Raw genomic sequence first — 19133 nt, forward strand, 5'->3', positions numbered from 1 at the left:
CGGATCGGCCCGCGCCCATGCTACTTCACTCCTGTGAACCCTGTTCGATATGCTGGGCGCATGCCGGACACCACGACCGTCGCCCTCCCGCCCGCGCGCACCGGCTTCGTCGGGCTCGGGAGCATGGGCGCCCCGATGGCCCGCCGCCTCGTCGCCGCCGGCGTCCCGCTCGGGATCACCGCGCGCCCCGCCTCCGCCGACCGCGCCCGACGCGCCGTCCCCGAGGCGCAGTGGCACGACTCCGCCCGCTCGCTCGCCGCCGCCTCGGACGTGCTGATCGTGATGGTGCCGGACCTGCCGCAGCTCGAGGAGGTGCTCGAGGGAGAGGAGGGCGTGCTCGCGGCCGGGGCGGACCTCGTGCTCGTCGTCTGCTCCAGCGTGTCCGCCTCCGGCCTGCGCGAGCTGGCGGGACGCCACCCGCGGCTCCGCCTCGTCGACGCCCCCGTCAGCGGCGGCACCGAGGGCGCCGAGGCGGGGACCCTCTCGATCATGGTCGGCGGGGCGGAGGAGGACGTCGCCCGGGTGCTGCCCGTCCTGTCCGCCTGCGGGACCGCCGTCCGCCTCGGACCGCTCGGCGCCGGCGAGGTGGCCAAGGCCTGCAATCAGCTCGTCGTCGCCGCGACCATGACCGCGATCGCGGAGGCCGCCGTGATCGCCGAGCGCTCCGGCCTCGACCTCGACACGCTGCTCGCCCTGCTGCAGGGCGGCTACGCGGGCAGCCGCGTGCTCGAGACCAAGCGGGCCGCCCTGGTCGCCCGCGACTACACGCCGACCGGTGTCGCCTCCTTCATGGACAAGGACCTGCGGGCCGCGGCCGACGAGGCGGAGGCGACGGGCACCTCCGCTCCGCTGCTCGGCACGCTCCGAACCGTGTTCCGCGACCTGGTCGACGCCGGCCTCGGCGACGAGGACCTCGCGGTGGTGCACCGCTTCGTCGCCGAGCGCTGAGGCGGTGGCGGGCGCGGGGCGTTCGCGCGCGGGAGCTGCGCCGAGACGTCCCGCTGTGCGCCGAGACGCCGGCGTGCGGGCGGTGTCTCGGCGAGGGGGCGGTGCCTCGGCGCCGACGGGCGGCGGCAGCCGGTGCCTCATCGCCGCCGGTCGAGAGCACGGCGTCGCGGCGGAGAGGCGCTCTGCGAGAGCAGCCTCCGCGCGTCGGCGCAAGGGCCCCCGCTCCGGGCGTCCCCGACCTAGCGTCGGAGGAACGGCATCATCGAGCGAAGGAGCACGACATGGCATCAGGAGTCGCAACGGTCTGGGTCCCCGTCACGGACATGGAGCGGGCGGTCGCGTTCTACCGCGACACGCTCGGCCTCGAGGTCAAGGACACGTCGGACGACTGGTCGGAGCTGGACGCCGGCGGGCTGATGATCGGCCTGAACGCCCGCGAGTCGGCCACGGTCGCCGAGCAGGGCGGGGCGGTCATCTCGTTCCAGCCCGACGGCTCGATCGAGGACGAGCTGGAGCGCCTGAAGGCGCGCGGTGCGTCGATCGAGGGCGAGATCAGCGACCACGAGTGGGGCCGCATCCTCCCCTTCAAGGACTCGGAGGGCAACGACCTCCAGTTCTACTCGCCGCCCCAGAGCTGAGCGGAGGGCCGCCGTCGAGGCGGCCTCGACGAGCGGCGGGCGTGCCGGAGCCGGAGGGCTGCGGTCCGCCCGCCGCTGTGCGCCGCCCGGCCGGTCGGTCCGCGTGAGCCGGTCGCCCAGCTGGTCCGGTCCCGGCAGGTGCGGCGCCCGGCTGGTCCGGTCCGCGCAGGTGCGGCGCCCGGCCGGTCCGGTCCGCGCAGGTGCGGCGCCCGGCCGGTCCGGTCCGCGCAGGTGCGGCGCCCGGCCGGTCCGGTCCGCGTGAGTGCGGCGCCCGGCTGGTCCGGTCCGCGTGAGTGCGGCGCCCGACCGAACCGGTCCGCGTGAGTACGTCGCCCGGCCGGTCGGTTCGCGAGTGCGTCGCTCGGCCGGTCCGGTTCCCGCAGGTCTAGAGCCGTCCGGGACGAGGCGCACAGGAGCGGCGCGGCCGACGCCGGGCGGAGCGAAGGTCGGCTACGGGACTGCGAGGGAGTTCGTCCGCGGATGTCTCGGCACTCACTCCGCCTGCGGTTCCAGGCGCGGCTGTCCGCCGCATGTAGGACCCTCCTTCCAGCCATCTGCCGCATATGAGGATCTACTATTGGCTGTCCGCCGCACCTGCGGACTCGTGATCCGGAGGTCCCCGTGCGTCGTCGCCTGCTCCCCCTCTTCCCTGCCGCCGCGGCGCTCCTCCTGCTCGCGGGCTGCTCCGCCCCAGCAGCTCCTGCCGGCGATACGGCCACAGGCGACACGACGTCCTCGGCGGGCGGCTCCCTCACTGTCTTCGCCGCCGCCTCGCTGAAGGCCGCGTTCACCGAGCTCGCCACGGGGTTCGAGGCCGCCGAGCCCGGCGCGCGGGTCGAGCTCTCCTTCGCCGGCTCCTCGGACCTCGCGACGCAGATCGTCAACGGCGCCCCGGCCGACGTCTTCGCCTCCGCCGACGAGCGCACGATGTCCACCGTCGCCGACGCGGGGCTCGTCGACGGGGACCCGGTCGACATCGCCACGAACACGCTCGAGATCGCCGTGCCTCCCGGCAACCCGGCGCAGGTCACCTCTCTCGCCGACCTCGCCCGGCCCGGGACCGCCACCGTCGTCTGCGCGCCGCAGGTGCCGTGCGGAGCAGCGGCCGCCGCGGTCGAGCAGGCCGGCGGGATCGACATCTCCCCCGTGAGCGAGGAGTCGTCGGTCACCGACGTGCTCGGCAAGGTGTCCTCGGGCGAGGCGGACGCCGGGCTCGTCTACGCGACCGACGTGCGCGGGGCCGCGGGCTCGGTCACCGGCATCTCCTTCGCCGAGGCCTCGGAGGCGGTGAACACCTACCCGATCGCGGCGCTGACCGGAGCGGCCGACCCGGCGACGGCGGCGGCCTTCGTCGCGTACGTCGCCTCCGACGCCGGGCGCGCGGTGCTCGCGGCGGCCGGCTTCGGAGCGCCGTGAGGCGGTCCCACGGTCGGCTCCGGAGCGCCCTGAGAGGGGTCGCGGCGGTCGGCTCCGGAGCGCCGTGAGGGCGTCGCGGCTTCGGAGGAGGATCGCGGGACGGTCGGCAGGCCGGTCAGAGGAGGTTCGTAGGACGGTCATCGGAGGCGCAGAGCAGTAGCCGCCAGGGTTGCTCGCGACGGACACCACGATCGACGAGGAGCACGACCATGACCCGCATCCCGGAGCCCCGCAGCACGCCCGACGGACCGGCCTACGAGGGCCGCCGACTCGACCGCCCCGAGGAGGAGGTGGTCGACCAGGGCCTCCCGTTCGACGTGGGGACCCTCTTCTCGCGGCGCGGCGTGCTGACGCTGGTCGGCGCGGGGGCGGCGACCCTCGGGCTCGCGGCGTGCGCCACCGGAGGCTCGGGCTCCGCCTCCTCCGCCGCGGCGACCGCCACCGCGCCTCCCACCGCGACCGCCACCGCCGGGGCCGCCGCCGCGGCCGGCGAGATCCCCGACGAGACGGCCGGCCCCTACCCGGGCGACGGCTCGAACGGGGTCGACGTCCTCGAGCGCTCCGGGATCGTCCGCAGCGACCTGCGCACCAGCATCGGCGGCGGCGCGACGGCCGACGGGGTCCCCCTGGCCCTCACTCTGACGATCCTCGACGCGGCGGACGGGGGCGTGCCGTTCGCCGGAGCCGCCGTCTACGTCTGGCACTGCGACGCGAACGGGGACTACTCGATGTACTCCAGCGGCGTCGAGGACGAGACGTACCTCCGCGGCGTGCAGGTCGCCGACGCGTCGGGCGTCGTCTCCTTCGCCTCGATCGTCCCGGCCTGCTACTCCGGCCGCTGGCCGCACATCCACTTCGAGGTGTACCCGGGAGTCGACTCGATCACCGACGCGGCGAACGCGATCGCGATTTCGCAGGTCGCCCTGCAGGAGGAGGCGTGCACAGCGGTCTACGCCCTCGACGCCTACGCGGGCTCGGCCGCGAACCTCGCCCGGGTCGGCCTGGACACCGACTCCGTCTTCGGCGACGACGGCGGCGCTCTGCAGCTCGCGACGATGTCCGGCAGCCCGGCGTCCGGCTACTCCGCGGCGCTCACCGCGAGTGTCGACACCCGCACCGCGCCGACGGCCGGCGCCGCCCCCCGCAGCCGCTGACCCCCCGTCCCCCTCCGCGAGATGCCACTTGGGTACGAGACACGCCGTGCGAGGCGTACCGAACTGGCATCTCGCGGAGAGGGGACGAGCGGGACCGGGCGTGCGCGAGGGCGAGATGCCACTTGGGTACGCGACACGCCGCGCGAGGCGTACCGAACTGGCATCTCGCGGGGAGGGGATGGGCGGGGAGCGACGCAGGCGCGGACGTAGGATCGACGGCATGCCGCAGATACGGATCAAGGACGCCGCCGCAGCGCTGGGCGTGAGCGACGACACGCTGCGGCGCTGGATCGAGAACGGGACGCTCGAGAGCGCGAAGGACGCCTCCGGGCGGCGGGTCGTCGACGGCCTCGAGGTCGCCCGGCTCGCCCGCGCGAACGCCGTGCTGCCGGAGGATCCGTCCCCGGTCGCGCGCTCGGCCCGCAACCGCTTCGTCGGGATCGTCACCGGCATCGTGATGGACACCGTGATGGCGCAGGTCGAGCTGCAGTGCGGTCCGCACCGCGTGGTCTCGCTGATGAGCAGCGAGGCGGTCCGCGAGCTCGGGCTCGAGCCCGGATCGCCCGCGGTGGCGGTGGTCAAGGCGACCACGGTCATCGTCGAGACGCCGCTCGCCCGCGGCTGATGCGCACCGGGTCCGGCCTGCCGCGCTGGGTCGTGGCGGTCGCCGCGCTCGGCGCCCTGCTGGTGCTGCTCCCGCTCGTCGCGATCCTCGCCCGCGTCGACTGGCCGCAGTTCCTGCCGCTGATCACCTCCGACTCCTCCGTCGCCGCGCTCCTGCTGAGCCTGCGCACCTCCGCCGTCGCGACCCTGCTGTGCCTGCTGCTCGGGACCCCGATGGCCCTGGTGCTCGCCCGCACGGCCTTCCCCGGCCAGCGCCTGCTCCGCTCGCTGGTGCTGCTGCCGCTGGTGCTGCCGCCGGTGGTCGGCGGGCTGGCGCTGCTCTTCACCTTCGGGCGGATGGGCCTGCTCGGCGGCGCGCTGGAGGCTCTCGGCGTCCGCATCGCGTTCTCGACCACCGCCGTCGTGATCGCGCAGACCTTCGTGGCCCTGCCGTTCCTGGTCCTGACGCTCGAAGGGGCGCTGCGCAGCGCCGGGGCGCGCTACGAGTCGGTCGCCGCGACCCTGGGCGCCTCGCCCGGGACGGTGCTCCGGCGGATCACGCTGCCGCTGATCCTGCCGGGCCTCGCCTCGGGCGCGATCCTCTCGTTCGCGCGGGCGCTCGGCGAGTTCGGAGCGACGCTGACCTTCGCCGGGAGCCTCGAGGGCACGACCCGCACCCTCCCGCTCGAGATCTACCTGCAGCGGGAGAGCGATCCGGACGCGGCGGTCGCCCTCGCGCTGGTGCTCGTGGTGGTCGCGATGCTCGTGATCGGGCTCGCGCACGGCCGCTCCGCCCGGGGGGTGCCGCGGTGAGCCTGCTGCTGGAGGCGCGGCTCGCGGTGCGCGGGATCGACGTGCGGATCGACGTGGCCGAGGGCGAGACGATCGCGCTGCTCGGGCCCAACGGCGCGGGCAAGTCGACCGTCCTCGAGCTGATCGCAGGCCTCGTCCGCGCCGACTCCGGGCGGGCGACCGCCGGCGGCGAGCTGCTCTTCGACGACCGTCGCTGGACTCCTCTGCACCGCCGCCCCGTCGCCCTGCTGGCGCAGGACCCGCTGCTGTTCCCGCACCTGAGCGTGCGCGAGAACGCGGCGTTCGGTCCGCGCAGCGCCGGCGCCGGGCGGGCGCGGGCCCGCGAACGGGCCGAGCGCGAGCTGGCGGCCGCGGGCGTGGCCGACCTGGCCGACCGGCGCCCGGGGAGCCTCTCCGGCGGGCAGGCCCAGCGGGTCGCCCTCGCCCGGGCCCTCGCGACCGACCCGCGCCTCCTGCTCCTCGACGAACCGCTGGCCGCGGTCGACGCCCGGACCGCCCCGGTCCTCCGCCGGATGCTCCGCGAGGTGCTCGCCGACCGCTCGGCGATCGTGGTCACCCACGACGTGCTCGACGCCTGGACCCTCGCCGACCGGGTGCTGGTGCTGCACAGCGGCCGGGTGGTCGAGGAGGGGCCGACCGCCCGGGTCCTCACGCGCCCGCGCACCGCGTTCACCGCCGAGCTCGCCGGGCTCGAGCTGCTCGAGGGCGTCCGCACCGCGACGGGTCTGCGCACCGCCGAGGGGCACGAGCTGTCCGGAGTCGCGGCCGAGCCGGTCGCGGTCGGCGCCGCGGTGCTCGCCGCGGTCCGCCCCTCCGCCGTCTCCGTCGGCGAGGGCGGCCTCCGGGCCGTGATCACCGACGTGGAGCAGCGGGGAGACGCGGTGCGGGTGCGCAGCGCACTCCTGACCGCCGACGTCCCGGCGGCCGACGCGGCCCGGCTCGACCTCGCACCCGGCCGCGAGACCGGCTTCACCGTCGCTCCGGAGGACCTGCTGGTCTACCCGGCGTGAGGGGGCGGGTCGGCGGAGAGGGCTCGCTGCCCGACGTGAGTCCGTCCCGCGGAGACCGCCCGCTACCCGACGTGAGGGACGGCGCCGGCGCCCGCCCCGCTACTCCGCCCGGCCGCCGTCCCCGCCGCGCTCCGCGCCGACAGCGGAAGCCGCGCCCGCAGCCGCGCCCCCGCCAGCACCGGCGACTCCGAGAGTTCCAGCGAGCCGCCGTAGACCGCGAGCTGCCGCTCCAGCCGCGCCAGGCCCGAGCGCGTCGACCCCTCGGCGAGTCCGCGGCCGTCGTCGTCGAGGGTGAGCACCACGACGCCCGACTCCTCGTCGCCGCGCACCCGCAGCGAGGAGGCGCCGCCGTGCTTCAGCGCATTGGTGACCGCCTCCTCCAGGAACCGGACCAGGAGCATCCGCTGGTCGAGTGGCGGCTCGGCGCCCTCGGCGGCGAGCGCCGGGATGCGGCCGAGGTCGAGGTCGACCGCGATCTCGGGAGGGAGGCGCGCGACGAGGTCGCGGACGGCGGGCACCAGGCCGTGGTCGATCTCGACCGGGTAGAGGGCGTGGCCGACCGCGCGCACCTCGTCCTCGCGGAGCCGGTCGAGCCGGGCGGCGATGGCGAGCAGCCGCTGCGAGGCCGCCTCGTCCGCCGTGCTCGCGACCGCGTGCAGCTCGGCGGTCAGCACGACGAGGCCGTTCTGGAGGCCGCCGTGCAGGCTCTGAGCGACGTCGCGCCGCACCCGCAGCTCCTCCTGCTGCAGGGCCTGCACCGCCTCGAGCGCCTGCACGGAGGCTCGGGCGTGCTCCCTCTCCTTCTCGCGCACCCGCCGCGCCGCGCGCACGAGCAGGTAGCCGTAGGCGGTGATCAGCGCGATCACCGTGGATCCCACGACCAGCTCGACCGCGAGCGCGGGGAGGGCCGAGAGCGGGTAGACGCCGGTCAGGACCTGGAGGCAGCAGCGGACGAGCCCCATGCCCACCGCGATGACCGCCGTCCGGGCCGCGCGGCCGCCGCCCGACGAGCGCTCGGGGCGCAGCACCGCCACCAGGGCGATCGCGAGCCCGATCGTCGACGCGTTGACCAGCACGCGCGTCGTGACGTCGAGCAGCGGACCCGGATCGACGCCCCGCAGCGTCCGCGACAGCATCCCGAGCGCGAAGACCGCCTGGAGCGCGGCCAGCAGCGAGAGGACGCCGCCGAGGAGTGCCATCGCTCCGAGGACGATGCGGTTGTCCTCGCGCGCGTCGCCCGGGCCGGCGCTCATCCGGTGTGCTCGAGGAAGAGGAGCGTCGCGTCGACCCGCGGGTTGCGCTCGCCGTCCGAGCGGACGCCGAGGGCCGAGTAGACGGCGTTGACGTGGTTGTCGACCGAGCGGACCGCGATGCCCAGGCGCTCGCCGATCGCGGCGTTGGTCAGCCCCGACGCGAGACCGGAGAGCACCTCGTACTGGCGCGGGCTCAGCGCGGCGACCGGGGAGTCGCGGCGGGCCGCGCGGGCGGCGACCAGCGCCGGGTCGAGCACGGTGCGGCCGTCGGCCGTCGCGCGGACGGAGGCGAGCAGCGCGGGGGCGGAGAGGGAGGAGCTCTTCGAGAGGTAGCTCCAGCCGCGGGCCTCGACGCGGTCGAGGCGGAGGAAGCGGTGCATCGCGTCGACGGCCGAGAGCAGGACGACGCCCAGCCCGGGCGCGGTGGACCGCAGCCGGCGCCCGAGCTCGATGCCGTCGCCGTCGCCCAGTTCGATGTCGAGGATCGCCACGTCGAGCTCCGCGGGCCGCAGCACCGACCGCGCCTCCGCGGCGGATCCGGCCTCCGCGACGCTCCGCACGCCCGGCACCGTGCGCAGCAGCGACGACAGCATGTGCCGGTAGAGGGGCTGGTCATCGACGACGGCCAGCCTGAGCTCCGGAACGGCCCCTGCGGATGTCATCCGCCCATCTTGACCCATGCGCCGGACGTCGAGACGTCCCGCGACCGGGGGTCGGCGCGCGGAGATCCGCGTCAGCGCGCGGGCAGCGGCGGGCGCCTGCCCCGTGAGCGGGGGGATCAGGAGCGACGGGGCGGGGTCGACGAGGCCGGGTGCGGAGGGGCGAGGGGCGGGCTCCGGCGGCGCGGCGAGGAGCGGAGCCGCACTGCCGGGAGGGGCGAGCAGGGGTGCATCCGACAGGCAGGCGACGAGCCGACCGGCCGGGAGGGGCCGAGCGGAACCGCGGACCGGGGCGGATCCGACTCGCCTGCACCACTCGAGGCGACCGGCCGGACAGGCACGGAGTAGGCCGACCGCGGGCGTCTGGAGGCGGCCCCGATGACAGGACCGGAGCCGCGTGCAGGAACCCGCGGGGCACCTCCGCCACGCGGCTCAGGACAGCCGGACGCCCGTCAGCGCGAGGCCCGCGGCCGCCGCCGCGACGGCGAGCGCCGCCGTGCCGAGGCCGTATCCCAGGCCCGCCGCCCAGCGCCGGTCGAGCAGCAGCCGCGCGGTCTCGACGCTCGCCGTGCTGAAGGTGGTGAAGCCGCCGAGCACGCCCGTGCCGAGCACGGCCCGCCACACGGGGTCGAGGACGCCGGCCAGCACGAGCCCGGTGACGACTCCGAGCAGCAGCGACCCGCTCACGTTGATCAGCGCGGTGCCGACCGGCCAGCGCGCGGGCACGAGCGACCGCGCGACCCCGTCGACGACGAGCCGTGCCGCCGCTCCGACCCCTCCGGCCAGCGCGACCGCGAGCAGCAGGGCGGGCGTCACGCCGCCGCCCTCCGCCGCCCCGCGACCGCGATGCCCAGCGCCGCGGCGAGCACGCCCAGCACGAGCGTGCCGCCGGTGTAGAGCAGGTACTCCGCGATGTGGCCGCCCTCGAGCAGCGCGACCGTGTCGAGCGAGAAGGTGCTGTAGGTCGTGAATCCGCCCAGCACGCCGGTGCCGAGCAGGAGGCGCAGCGTGCGGCGCCCGCCCTCGTCCGGCCCGCGCCGCGCCAGCGCCTCGAGCAGGAGGCCCAGGAGGAACGCGCCCGGCAGGTTCACCGCGAGCGTCGCGACCGGCACGACGCCCAGCGGAGGCAGTGCGGCGCCGATCGCGGCGCGGGCCGCGGTGCCGACGGCTCCGCCCGCCGCGACCAGGAGGATCGCGGCGGGGCGCAGGTGGAGGGGCCGCGTCACTCCGCGAGGTCCCAGGGCGCCGGGCGCGAGGGGTCGCGGTCGGCGCGCGGGACGACGAGCACAGGGCGGTGCTGGCGGTGCGCGAGGTGGGCGGCGACGCTCCCGCTGAGGAACTCGGCGATGCTCGCGAGCACGCCGGCGTCGCGGGTGCCGACCACGATCATCCGCGCGTCGACCTCCTCCGCGACCTCGGCGAGCGCCAGGGCGGGCTCGCCCCGCGCCGGGCGCAGCGACCACTGCACGGTGCTGCCGTCCAGCTCGTGCTCGATCGTCTCGCGGAGCCCGGGCGGGAGGGACGGGCCCTCGCCGCGGTCGGCCGCGGCGCCGACGAAGCCGAGCGGGATCCCGCCGGTCATCGGATCGACGTACTCGCCGACGAGGTACGGATCGGCCGAGACCGACACGAGCAGAAGAGCGGCTCCGGCGTCGGCGGCGACGCGGGCGGCGGTGCGCAGGACCTCGGGTCGCTGGCCGTCGACGACGCCGACGAGGACGGGTCCGGTGGGGGTGGGTGCGGTCATGAGGAGCTCCTTCCCGGTTGCGCCCCATCCTGGCACCGCGCGGACGCGAGCGGTCGGAGCATCCGTGCCGGATCCGTCGTGATCGTTCCGTTATGCGCGGGCCTCGGGCTAGAGTGGCTCGTCGCCGGATCCCCCGCCGGCCCCCGACCCCCGTCACCACCGTCACCCGAGGAGAACGCACGCGTGTCGAAGCCAGGCATTCCCACCCCTGAGGAGAGTGCCGGCACCCCGACCACTGCACCCCTGACCCGGCGCGAGGCCCGCGAGGCCGAGCGCCGTGCGGCCCGGGCCGAGGCGGAGACGGGCGCGGCGGCCGCCGGCGTCGCCGCCGTCGAGGGCAGCGAATCGGACGAGATCGCCGCATCGGCAAGCGTCGACGACGCCGCCGTGGTGGGCAGCGGATCGCACGACACCGCCCCTTCCGCAGGCGCTGACGACTCCGCCGCTTCCGACGACTCCGCCGGCACCGCGCCCCGCGCCGTGGACGCCGCAGGCGCCGTCGCGACTGCTCCGACCGTCTCGGTCGAGGTCCCCGCCGTCGCCTCGCCCTCCTCCCGGTCGCTCCCGGCCTCACCTCGCCGTGCGTCCGCCTCCCGCCCCGTCGCTCCCCGCGTCGCCGAGCCCGCCCGGGCCCGCGGCCTCAGCCGCCGCGCCCTGGCCTTCGGCACCTTCTCGGTGGTCGGCGGCCTCTTCGCCACCGCCGCGATCCCCGCCTACGGCGCCCGCAGCTCCTCCGCCACCGCGACCGGCCGCGCCGCCGCGAACCGCGTCGGCCTGCAGAACCTCACCGTCTCCTCCGACGCCGCCGGCCAGACCGCTGTCCGCGACGCCTTCGCCGCGCCGACCCAGGCCCAGCTCGACGAGGCCAGCCGCCAGGCGGCCGTGCTCTCCGGCTCGAACGGCGGCGAATTCTCGACCGTGCAGACCCGCGCGGTCGGCGACGACTACCCGTGGCCCTACGAGACCATCGACGACGACGGCGGCGGACTCTCGCCGCTCGGCTACTACTACCGCGAGTGCGTCGATTTCGTGGCCTGGCGCCTCAACCGCGACGCCGGCCGCACCTCCGCGCCGTGGAAGTACACCTGGGGCAACATCACCCCGCTCGGCGGCAGCGCCTACGAGTGGCCGGACAACTGGGCCGCGAAGGGCTGGGCGACCAGCAGCGTCCCGATCGTCGGCTGCGTCGCGTGGTGGACCTACAACCACGTCTCGTACGTGCAGAAGGTCAACGACGACGGCACCGTGCTCCTCGAGGAGTACAACTACGGCGGCAAGCACAGCTACGTGACCCGCACCTTCCCCACCGCGCAGGTCCCGCTCTTCCTGTACCCGCCGGTCCTCTGACGCGCGGGCCCCGGCCCCTTCCCTCCCCTCCGCGAGATGCCACCTGTGACGGCCCCGCGCGGCGTGTCGCCGTCACAGGTGGCATCTCGCGAGCGGTGAGCGCTCGGGGAGTCACGCGAGGGCGGCGAGGAGCGCGGTGAAGGCGGGGCCGGTCGGGTCGACGAGGTCGAGGTGGCCGGCATCGGCGAGCTCGTGCAGGTTCACCGAGCGGTGCCGGGCAGAGTAGCGGCGGCTGTACTCGACGGGGACGGTGTCGTCGAGGGCGCCGTGGATCAGCGTCGTCGGCTGCGGCGGCGGGGGCAGGCGGGCGGGATCCGCCTCTGCGAGCAGCGTGTGGTCGCCGCCGAGCAGCTCCCCGACGGCGTCGTCGCTGAGGCGGGCGGCGGAAGCGGCGGTCAGGTCGAGCACTCCCGCGAGCACCACGACCGCCCGCACGCCCGGCGAGGGGTGCGCGGACTGGGACCAGACGGCGAGGTGCCCGCCGGCCGAGTGGCCGACGAGGGTCGCCGGTCCGGAGCCGGGGAGCAGGGCGGGGAGCGCCTCCACGACCGCGAGGACGTCCTCACCGGTGCCCGGCCAGCCTCCGCCCTCGTCGCCGACCCGGCGGTACTCGGGGAGGAGGACGTCGTGCCCGCGGTCGGCGAGCGCCGCCGCGAGCGGACGGGCGTGCATCCGGTCCCACCGCGCGCGCCAGAATCCGCCGTGCACGAGCACGACCGGCCCGCGCGCAGCATCGCCTGCACGGGCCGCTGCCCGGAACACCTCCACGATCTGCTCGGGTGCCTCCCCGTACCGCCGCACCTCGTCCGGCTCGCGCGCCTCCGCCTCCTGCATGCCCCCCAGTACCTCCCGCAAGATGCCACTCGGGTACGCATCGCGCGGCGTGTCGCGTACCGAAGCGGCATCTCGCAGACGGGGCGGCACGGCGAGGCGAGCGGACGCGTCCGCGTCGCCCTCGCGAGATACCACTTGGGTACGCATCGCGCGGCGTGTCGCGTACTCAACTGGCATCTCGCGGGGAGAGAGGGCGGGGCGAGTCAGGACTTCGGCGTCTCTCCGCGAGATGCCACTTGGGTACGCCCAGCACGGCGTGTCGCGTACCCGAGTGGCATCTCGCGGAGACGAGGCCGGCGCGCGGGGCGCGAGGGTCAGGACTCGAACCAGCCCCGGGGGTGGTGGTCGGCCGTGAGGGGCGTGCGCGGGCGGGTCGGGCGGGCCCAGCGGACGGCGTTCGCCAGCACGCGCCGGATGTCCGGGTGGTGGTAGACGGGGTAGTCCTGGTCGCCGGGCGAGAAGTAGAAGACCTTCCCGAGGCCGCGGGTGTAGGTCACTCCGGAGCGGAACACCTCGCCGCCCGTGAACGTCGACAGGAACACCGTCTCCTCCGGCACCGGGATGTCGAAGTACTCGCCGTACATCTCCTGCTCGGGGATGATCAGCGGGCTGGGCACGCCCTCGGCGATCGGATGCGTGGGCGCGATCGTCCAGACCAGCTCGCGGTCGCGGTCGTTGCGCCACCTCAGCGAGCAGGTCGTGCCCATCAGCGCCTTGAAGATCGACGAGTAGTGGCCCGAGTGCAGGACCAGGATCCCCATCCCCTCCTGCACGTGCCGCAGCACGCGCTGGACGACCTCGTCCGACACCTCCTCGTGCGCGATGTGCCCCCACCACAGCAGAACGTCGGTCTTCGCGAGCGCCTCCTCGGTGAGACCGTGCTCGGGCTCGTGGAGCGTCGCGGTGCGGACCGAGACGGCGTCGCCGAGCGACTCCGCCAGCCCGTCCGCGATCACGCGGTGGATGCCGTCCGGGTAGTGGCGCAGCACGGTCTCGTCGCCGCGGGTCTCGTGGCGGAACTCGTTCCAGACGAGGACCTCGATCGGGGCGCTCATGCGACCGCCACCTCCTTCTTCTCGGCGGCGGAGCGGTAGATCGCGTCGACCACCCGGCTGCGGTGCAGCGCGTACTCGCCGTAGTGGCCGGAGTAGCGGGGTCCGCCCGCGGGCGCGTCGGCTCCCGAGGCGATCGCCTCCAGGAACTCGGCGATGACCGAGCGGTGGTGCCCGGCAGGGACCTTCACGTCGGGGCGCGAGACCGTCGGCGCTCCAGCGACCTCCGAGTAGAGGGTGAGCGTCCCCTCCGTGGCGTAGTCGGCGATGTGGAGGCGCGCACCCCCGGCCGAGCCGAGCAGCTCGACCTCGATGTCCTCGTAGACCTTCGAGTAACTGGCCCAGGACGCGTCGAGCTGGAGGGAGCGGCCGTTGTCGAGGCGCAGCAGGGCGCTCGAGAAGTCCTCCACCTCGAACGCGTGCGTGCCGGTGGCGGCGACGCCGTGCGGACGCCCGCCGCGGCCGGAGCGGCCGATCTCGCCGTAGGCGACCGCCGAGACGCTGGTCACGCGCGGCTCGTCGAGCAGGTGCAGCGCGATGTCGAGCACGTGGGAGCCGAGGTCGATGAGCGGGCCGCCGCCGGCGAGCTCCTTGCTGGTGAACCAGGAGCCGATGCCGGGGATGCCGGTGCGCCGCTGCCAGCTCGCGCGGGCGTGGTAGACGTCGCCGAGCGGCGCGTCGTCGAGGTAGTCGCGGAGGAAGGCGACGTCGGCGCGGCGGCGGTGGTTGTAGGCGATCTCGAGCACGCGGTCGTTCGCGCGGGCGGCCTCGACCATCTCGGCCGCCAGCTCGGCCGTGGTGGCGAGCGGCTTCTCGCAGAAGACGTGCTTGCCGCTCGCGAGTGCGGCCACGGCGATCGGGTGGTGCAGGTGGTTCGGGACTCCGATGGAGACGACGTCGAGGTCGTCGCGGGCGACCAGGTCCTCCCAGTCGGCGTAGAGGTCGGGGACGCCGCGGGTCGCGCCGAGTTCGTGCAGGCGCGCCTCCTCCTGGCCGGCGAGCGCGACGACGCGGGCGCCGGGCAGGGACTGGAAGGCGTCGAGGTGGGTGGTGCCGGCGAAGCCGAGGCCGACGACCCCCACGCGCAGCTCAGTGGTGTTCTCTGTCATGCGCCGAGCCTACTCGAATCGATTCGAGCACTCCATGGCAGTCGCCGCCTCCGCTGAGGCACCGCTCCGTCGCCGAGGCACCGCTCTCCCGGCGGCGCTTCGGCGCGCACCGCGGCGTCTCACCGCCGCCCGAGCCGCCTCGCCGACACGCCGCGTCTCCGCCGAAACACCACTCCCCTGGCGCCGGCTCGGCGCACAGCACGGCGTCTCGCCACGCATCACGGCGCCTCCGCACACCGCTCGCGCCGTCTCCGCCGAGACACCACTCCCTCACCGACGCACCGCTCGCCTGGCGGCGCCTGGGCGTACAGGGCGGCGGGTCGGCGCTCAGCGCGGTGTCGCACCCGAGGGCACGGCCGCGCGGCCGGGGCGTCAGGCCGCCAGGCGCGCCTCGAGCGCGGCGAGCGACGCGCGCAGGGCCGGCGCCTCGAGGGCGTCGCCGTCGGCGGCGGCGTGCGTGGCGGCGAACGCCTGGACCTGGCGGTGCAGCTCGACGCGGGTCCCGCCGCGGGCGACGACCGCGAGCCGCTCCGCGAGGCGCACGCCGGCGCGGACGACGAGCGGCTGCTCCATCCCGTAGGAGCGCAGAGCGAGGAACACGTCGGCCAGCAGCTCGCCCGCGCGGGGCCACGGGACGACCAGGCGGACGACTCCGTCGGCGTCGGAGTAGCGGCCGCGCGCCTCCGGGCGGCCGCAGAGGTCGACGAGCGCGCTGGTCAGGGCCTCGACGGCGCCGACCGCGGTGTACGGGTCGTTCGTGCCGGTGGCGAGCCCGCGGACTCCGATCTCGACCACCTGCTGGACGGCGTAGCGGAGGTCCTGGTGCGGGGTGCGCGCGTCGGCGACGACGACCGCGGCGACCGCCTCCTCCTGGGCGACCGACCCCTCGAGGACCTCGAGCACCGGGTCGCTGACGAGGACGTGGTCGCCGGGCAGCGCGAGCACCCGGAGCCGCGCGTCGCCGCGGCGGGCGAGCGCGACCAGCCGCTCGATCTCGAGCTGCTCGACGTAGCCGCCCCGCACCGCCCGCAGCACGACCGGCTCCCGCCCCGCCGGCGGCAGAGCCTCCTCCGCGTCCGCCGGCTCCTCCCCGTCCTCCGGGTGCAGCCGCTCGATGACGCCGACGAGCTCGCCGAGCACCCGCTGCTGCAGCGTCGTCACCTGCACCGACAGCGCGATGTGGTGGATGAAGTAGACGAGCACCGCGACGTCGCCCACCGCGAGCAGCACCGAGAACGAGACGGCCACCACCGGCACGAACGTCAGCGACGCGTCCTCCTCGGTGTGCACCGCGCGCAGCACGATCAGGGAGTAGAGGAACGTGGAGGTGAGCACCGCCAGGACGACCTGGTTGCCGCGGTCGGCCATGAAGTTGCGGACCAGCCGGGGCCCGTAGGCGGAGGACGTGGTCGCCAGCACCGAGATCGTGATCGAGAACGAGGTCGCGGCGACGCCGAGCATCGTCCCGCCGATCGCCGAGAGGATCGCCCGGCCGCCGGTGGGCGACAGGTCCTCGATCAGCGGGATGTCGCTGACGCCGGCGCGGACCAGCAAGTGGTCGACCTCGACCAGACCCAGCGCCAGCCCGACGGCGAGGACGCCGAACAGGGCCGGGAGGAACCAGAAGGATTCGCGGAGGTGGAGGAGCCGGGAGCGCATCCTCGAAGGCTAGAGCGGCGCCTCCTCAGGGGCCGCGCCGCCGCGGAGGCTTGCGGACAGAGCCGGGAAGTGCCGCTGTGGCCGGTGCGGAGGGGCCACGCGTCCAGGACACGACGGCATCGGAGGCGGAGCCCCGGTGCGGAGGCGTCGTCTCATCGGAGGCGAGGCCCGGTGCGGAGGCGTCGTCTCATCGGAGTCGCCCGCCCGCCGAGGTCCGTCCTCCCGCCGGACGCACCGGAGGCGCCGACCCGGCGGGATCGGCGCCTCCACCGGGCGTCAGGTGACGTTGATGAGCGTGCGCTGCCAGCCGGAGGATCCGTCGGGCGCGACCGGCGCGCGGTCCTCGATCTGGACCATGCCGTTCTTGTCGACCGCGCGGACAGCGACGTAGTGCGAGCCGGGCTGGGCGTCCCAGTCGACGAACCACTGCACCCAGGTGTCGAGGTTGACCGGGGTCGAGAGCGTCGCCTCCTGCCAGTCGCCGTTGTCGATGCTCACCTCGACCTTCTCGATGCCGATGCTCTGCGCCCAGGCGACGCCGGCGATCTTGAGGGCGCCCGAGGTGACGGGGACGCCGATCCGCGGGGTGTCGATCCGCGAGGACATCTTGATGGGGGCCTCGGCGGAGTAGCCGCGCGGGGTCCAGTAGGCCTGGTCGGCCTCGAAGGTGGTGACCTTGAGCTCGGTGAGCCACTTGGTCGCCGAGACGTAGCCGTAGAGGCCGGGCACGATCATCCGCACCGGGAAGCCGTGCTCGAACGGGAGGGGCTCGCCGTTCATGCCGACGGCGAGGATCGCGTCGAGGTTCTCGTCGGTGACCGCGGTGATCGGGGTGGACGCCGTGTAGCCGTCGCTGCTGGTGGAGAGGAGCATGTCGGCTCCGCTCTGCACGCCGGCCATCTTCAGCACGTCGCGCAGGGGGACGCCGAGCCACTTGGCGTTGCCGACGAGGTTGCCGCCGACCTGGTTCGAGACGCAGGTGAGGGTGATGCCGTACTCGTCGAGGCCCATGTCGAAGATCTGCTGGAGGTTCAGCGTCACCTCGCGGTCGACCATGCCCGTGATCTTCAGAGACCAGGCCGACGGGTCCAGATTGGGCACGGTGAGGGCGGTGTCGACGCGGTAGAAGTCGGCGTTCGGCGTGTAGAGCGGGGTGATGCCGTCGATGTCGAGCTCGGCACCGGCGGGCACCGAGACGGTGCTGCGCGGGGACGGCAGGCGCAGGGCGTCGCGGACGCCGGCGAGGGAGGAGGTCGCGGCGTTGACCAGGCGGGCTCCGGTGCCGACCACGGCCGCGCCGACGGCGGAGATCAGCGCGATGCGGAAGAATCCGCGGCGCTCGAGGGCGCCCGGACGGGCCTCGGAGGACGTTCCCCTGGCCTCCGAGGCCCGGGCCGCACGCCAGCCGCGCAGGCGCGTGAAGAGGAGGTGCATGACGACGACGGCGACGACGAGTCCGACCAGCGTGGGCACAGCTGCGAGCGGTGACGCTCCGGTGCGGGTCACGATGGCGGCGATCGAGAGGCCGCCGGCGATCACGAGGAGCACCTGGCCGAGCGGCGGGCGGACCAGCTGGAGCACTCCGGCGATCGCGGCGGCGACGACGACCGCGGCGCCCACGCTGCCGAGCAGGAAGCTCTTGTCGTTCTCACCGAACGTCTCGATCGCGAACTCCTTGAGCGGGCGCGGGACGATGTCGACGATGAAGGCGCCGAGGGCGAGCACGGGGCTCGCGGTGCGGGCGACCGCGAGGGCGACGAGCTCGGCGACGGCGAGGAGGACTCCGCCCGTGACGATCCCCGCGAGGGCGGCGAGCAGGAAGTAGAGAGCTCGATGCTCGCGCACGGGTGCCGCTGTCTGGTTCATGGAGGAGAGTTTTCTCCGGTGACCTGCCGATTCCCAGGGTGTCCCTGGTTTGGTCGTGTAGGCGCCTTTTTCATAACGAACAGGTAACGCACAGCGGCAGGGCCTCACCGCGCGCGACGACCCCGCCGGAGGACGGCCGCGTTCGCGGTGACGATAAGGGCGATGCCGATCCACCCGGCCGCGCCGACGTCCTGTCCGAGGACGACCGCTCCGATGAGGGCGGCCAGGACGGGATTGACGCTCATGAGCATCCCGAACACGCTCGTCGGGAGCCTCCGGAGCGCGATCACGTCCGCCACGAACGGGACGGCCGTCGCCAGGACGCCGGCGCCGACCGCCAGGAGCACCGTGGCCGCGTCGGGGCGCGTCGTCGCGAGCGTCCCGACGGCGACGGGCAGGAAGACGGCGGCGGAGAACCCGGTCGCCGTGGCGGTCCCCTGCGCTCCGGGCAGACGGAGGCCGATGATCCGGTTGAGCAGGATGTAGGCGGCCCAGCAGCACGCGGCTGCGAGACCGAGCGAGATGCCCAGCTGGTCGGACGAGGGCCTCGGCCCGGCGATCGCGACGACGCCCGCTCCTGCGACGAGGGCGCAGAGCGCGCTGGTCCTGCTCCGGGAGCCGAGGAGCGCCACCGCCAGCGGCCCGCAGAACTCCAGCGTCACCGCCAGCCCCAGCCCGATGCGGTCGATGGCCGCGTAGAGCGCGAGGTTCATCGCTCCGAACACCACGGCGAGCAGCAGGACGGGCCACCACTGCGCGCGGGTCAGATCGCGGATCCGCGGTCGCACGACCGGCAGGAGGATCAGCGCGGCGACGATCTGCCGGACGGCGACCACCCCGACGGAGCCCAGGGCCGGGAAGGCCAGCGTCCCGGAGGCCGCCCCGAGCTGGTTCGAGAGGGCGCTCGCGAGGGCGGTCGCGACGCCGACGGTCCGGCCGTCGCCGGGGAGCTGCTTCGTCATGCCCGAAGTCTGCGAGCGGTCCGGTCCCGGCTCACAATGCGCCATCGGCCTGATCGATGCGCG

The 19133-nt window shown here is 75.0% G+C and carries 19 protein-coding genes; 8 read left to right on the forward strand and 11 right to left on the reverse strand.

Translation table 11 applies throughout. The annotated features are described in order from the left end of the window. Window positions 1-60 precede the first annotated feature (60 nt). From GSU45_RS14670 to GSU45_RS14700, 7 genes are all read left to right on the forward strand, one after another. Window positions 61-948 carry an NAD(P)-dependent oxidoreductase gene (locus GSU45_RS14670; protein ID WP_159916000.1) on the forward strand — a complete coding sequence of 296 codons (888 nt, stop codon included), beginning with the start codon at window positions 61-63 and terminating at the stop codon, window positions 946-948. 281 nt (window positions 949-1229) lie between these two features. Then, window positions 1230-1586: a VOC family protein gene (locus GSU45_RS14675; RefSeq protein WP_159916002.1), complete on the forward strand. Its 357-nt coding sequence runs from the start codon at window positions 1230-1232 to the stop codon at window positions 1584-1586. Window positions 1587-2207: 621 nt separating this feature from the next. Next, the gene (gene modA, locus GSU45_RS14680; protein WP_159916004.1) at window positions 2208-3002 is read left to right on the forward strand and encodes a molybdate ABC transporter substrate-binding protein; all 795 of its coding nucleotides are present in this window, start codon (window positions 2208-2210) and stop codon (window positions 3000-3002) included. A gap of 209 nt (window positions 3003-3211) precedes the next feature. Further along, window positions 3212-4156, forward strand: a complete 945-nt coding sequence (locus GSU45_RS14685; protein ID WP_159916006.1) for an intradiol ring-cleavage dioxygenase — start codon at window positions 3212-3214, stop codon at window positions 4154-4156. Window positions 4157-4376: 220 nt separating this feature from the next. Next, window positions 4377-4781 (forward strand): TOBE domain-containing protein, encoded by a 405-nt coding sequence (locus GSU45_RS14690; protein WP_159916008.1) that lies wholly within the window; start codon window positions 4377-4379, stop codon window positions 4779-4781. Continuing rightward, window positions 4781-5572: an ABC transporter permease gene (locus GSU45_RS14695; protein ID WP_159916010.1), complete on the forward strand. Its 792-nt coding sequence runs from the start codon at window positions 4781-4783 to the stop codon at window positions 5570-5572. The genes GSU45_RS14690 and GSU45_RS14695 overlap by 1 nt, the downstream gene beginning before the upstream one ends. Beyond that, window positions 5569-6582: an ABC transporter ATP-binding protein gene (locus GSU45_RS14700; RefSeq protein ID WP_159916012.1), complete on the forward strand. Its 1014-nt coding sequence runs from the start codon at window positions 5569-5571 to the stop codon at window positions 6580-6582. Before GSU45_RS14695 ends, GSU45_RS14700 begins: the two co-directional genes overlap by 4 nt. Window positions 6583-6644: 62 nt before the next feature. Here GSU45_RS14700 and GSU45_RS14705 read toward each other — a convergent pair whose 3' ends face one another. From GSU45_RS14705 to GSU45_RS17160, 5 genes are all read right to left on the reverse strand, one after another. Further along, complete coding sequence (locus GSU45_RS14705; protein WP_159916014.1) at window positions 6645-7835, reverse strand: ATP-binding protein; 1191 nt, start codon at window positions 7833-7835, stop codon at window positions 6645-6647. Beyond that, complete coding sequence (locus GSU45_RS14710) at window positions 7832-8497, reverse strand: response regulator transcription factor (RefSeq protein WP_159916016.1); 666 nt, start codon at window positions 8495-8497, stop codon at window positions 7832-7834. The genes GSU45_RS14705 and GSU45_RS14710 overlap by 4 nt, the downstream gene beginning before the upstream one ends. Window positions 8498-8926: 429 nt before the next feature. Further along, entirely contained in the window at window positions 8927-9310 is a 384-nt protein-coding gene (locus tag GSU45_RS14715) for a CrcB family protein (protein ID WP_159916019.1), read from the reverse strand. After that, complete coding sequence (locus tag GSU45_RS17155; protein WP_208543444.1) at window positions 9307-9720, reverse strand: CrcB family protein; 414 nt, start codon at window positions 9718-9720, stop codon at window positions 9307-9309. The genes GSU45_RS14715 and GSU45_RS17155 overlap by 4 nt, the downstream gene beginning before the upstream one ends. Beyond that, window positions 9717-10241, reverse strand: a complete 525-nt coding sequence (locus GSU45_RS17160) for a universal stress protein (RefSeq protein ID WP_208543445.1) — start codon at window positions 10239-10241, stop codon at window positions 9717-9719. The genes GSU45_RS17155 and GSU45_RS17160 overlap by 4 nt, the downstream gene beginning before the upstream one ends. Window positions 10242-10424: 183 nt before the next feature. Here GSU45_RS17160 and GSU45_RS14725 point away from each other — a divergent pair, with 183 nt between their 5' ends. Beyond that, on the forward strand, window positions 10425-11588 hold the full coding sequence (locus GSU45_RS14725; RefSeq protein ID WP_159916021.1) for a CHAP domain-containing protein: 1164 nt from the start codon (window positions 10425-10427) through the stop codon (window positions 11586-11588). A gap of 111 nt (window positions 11589-11699) precedes the next feature. Here GSU45_RS14725 and GSU45_RS14730 read toward each other — a convergent pair whose 3' ends face one another. The 6 genes from GSU45_RS14730 to GSU45_RS14755 form a co-directional block, all read right to left on the reverse strand. After that, a complete protein-coding gene (locus GSU45_RS14730) occupies window positions 11700-12422 on the reverse strand; it encodes an alpha/beta fold hydrolase (RefSeq protein WP_159916023.1) in 723 nt (240 codons plus the stop codon). Between the two features lie 314 nt (window positions 12423-12736). Continuing rightward, window positions 12737-13477, reverse strand: a complete 741-nt coding sequence (locus tag GSU45_RS14735) for a ThuA domain-containing protein (protein ID WP_208543446.1) — start codon at window positions 13475-13477, stop codon at window positions 12737-12739. Beyond that, on the reverse strand, window positions 13474-14583 hold the full coding sequence (locus GSU45_RS14740) for a Gfo/Idh/MocA family oxidoreductase (RefSeq protein WP_159916025.1): 1110 nt from the start codon (window positions 14581-14583) through the stop codon (window positions 13474-13476). Before GSU45_RS14740 ends, GSU45_RS14735 begins: the two co-directional genes overlap by 4 nt. Window positions 14584-14955: 372 nt before the next feature. Next, window positions 14956-16242, reverse strand: coding sequence for a DUF2254 domain-containing protein (locus GSU45_RS14745; RefSeq protein WP_159916027.1), 1287 nt, complete (start codon window positions 16240-16242; stop codon window positions 14956-14958). A gap of 276 nt (window positions 16243-16518) precedes the next feature. After that, window positions 16519-18108, reverse strand: a complete 1590-nt coding sequence (locus GSU45_RS14750; RefSeq protein ID WP_159916029.1) for a molybdopterin-dependent oxidoreductase — start codon at window positions 18106-18108, stop codon at window positions 16519-16521. A gap of 104 nt (window positions 18109-18212) precedes the next feature. Further along, entirely contained in the window at window positions 18213-19070 is an 858-nt protein-coding gene (locus tag GSU45_RS14755; protein WP_159916031.1) for an EamA family transporter, read from the reverse strand. Between the last annotated feature and the right edge of the window lie 63 nt (window positions 19071-19133).

Origin of the sequence: Rathayibacter sp. VKM Ac-2801 (assembly GCF_009834245.1) — a bacterium.
Lineage (GTDB): Bacteria > Actinomycetota > Actinomycetes > Actinomycetales > Microbacteriaceae > Rathayibacter.

What these genes read in the sequence shown, in the direction of transcription:
- GSU45_RS14690 (WP_159916008.1), top strand. Translation starts at nt 4,377, where the DNA reads ATGCCGCAGATACGGATCAAGGACGCCGCCGCAGCGCTGGGCGTGAGC.
- GSU45_RS14695 (WP_159916010.1), top strand. Translation starts at nt 4,781, where the DNA reads ATGCGCACCGGGTCCGGCCTGCCGCGCTGGGTCGTGGCGGTCGCCGCG.
- GSU45_RS14675 (WP_159916002.1), top strand. Translation starts at nt 1,230, where the DNA reads ATGGCATCAGGAGTCGCAACGGTCTGGGTCCCCGTCACGGACATGGAG.
- GSU45_RS14685 (WP_159916006.1), top strand. Translation starts at nt 3,212, where the DNA reads ATGACCCGCATCCCGGAGCCCCGCAGCACGCCCGACGGACCGGCCTAC.
- GSU45_RS14730 (WP_159916023.1), bottom strand. Translation starts at nt 12,422, where the DNA reads ATGCAGGAGGCGGAGGCGCGCGAGCCGGACGAGGTGCGGCGGTACGGG.
- GSU45_RS14750 (WP_159916029.1), bottom strand. Translation starts at nt 18,108, where the DNA reads ATGAACCAGACAGCGGCACCCGTGCGCGAGCATCGAGCTCTCTACTTC.
- GSU45_RS14745 (WP_159916027.1), bottom strand. Translation starts at nt 16,242, where the DNA reads ATGCGCTCCCGGCTCCTCCACCTCCGCGAATCCTTCTGGTTCCTCCCG.
- GSU45_RS14740 (WP_159916025.1), bottom strand. Translation starts at nt 14,583, where the DNA reads ATGACAGAGAACACCACTGAGCTGCGCGTGGGGGTCGTCGGCCTCGGC.
- GSU45_RS14735 (WP_208543446.1), bottom strand. Translation starts at nt 13,477, where the DNA reads ATGAGCGCCCCGATCGAGGTCCTCGTCTGGAACGAGTTCCGCCACGAG.
- GSU45_RS17160 (WP_208543445.1), bottom strand. Translation starts at nt 10,241, where the DNA reads ATGACCGCACCCACCCCCACCGGACCCGTCCTCGTCGGCGTCGTCGAC.
- GSU45_RS14705 (WP_159916014.1), bottom strand. Translation starts at nt 7,835, where the DNA reads ATGAGCGCCGGCCCGGGCGACGCGCGCGAGGACAACCGCATCGTCCTC.
- GSU45_RS14755 (WP_159916031.1), bottom strand. Translation starts at nt 19,070, where the DNA reads ATGACGAAGCAGCTCCCCGGCGACGGCCGGACCGTCGGCGTCGCGACC.
- GSU45_RS14710 (WP_159916016.1), bottom strand. Translation starts at nt 8,497, where the DNA reads ATGACATCCGCAGGGGCCGTTCCGGAGCTCAGGCTGGCCGTCGTCGAT.
- GSU45_RS14670 (WP_159916000.1), top strand. Translation starts at nt 61, where the DNA reads ATGCCGGACACCACGACCGTCGCCCTCCCGCCCGCGCGCACCGGCTTC.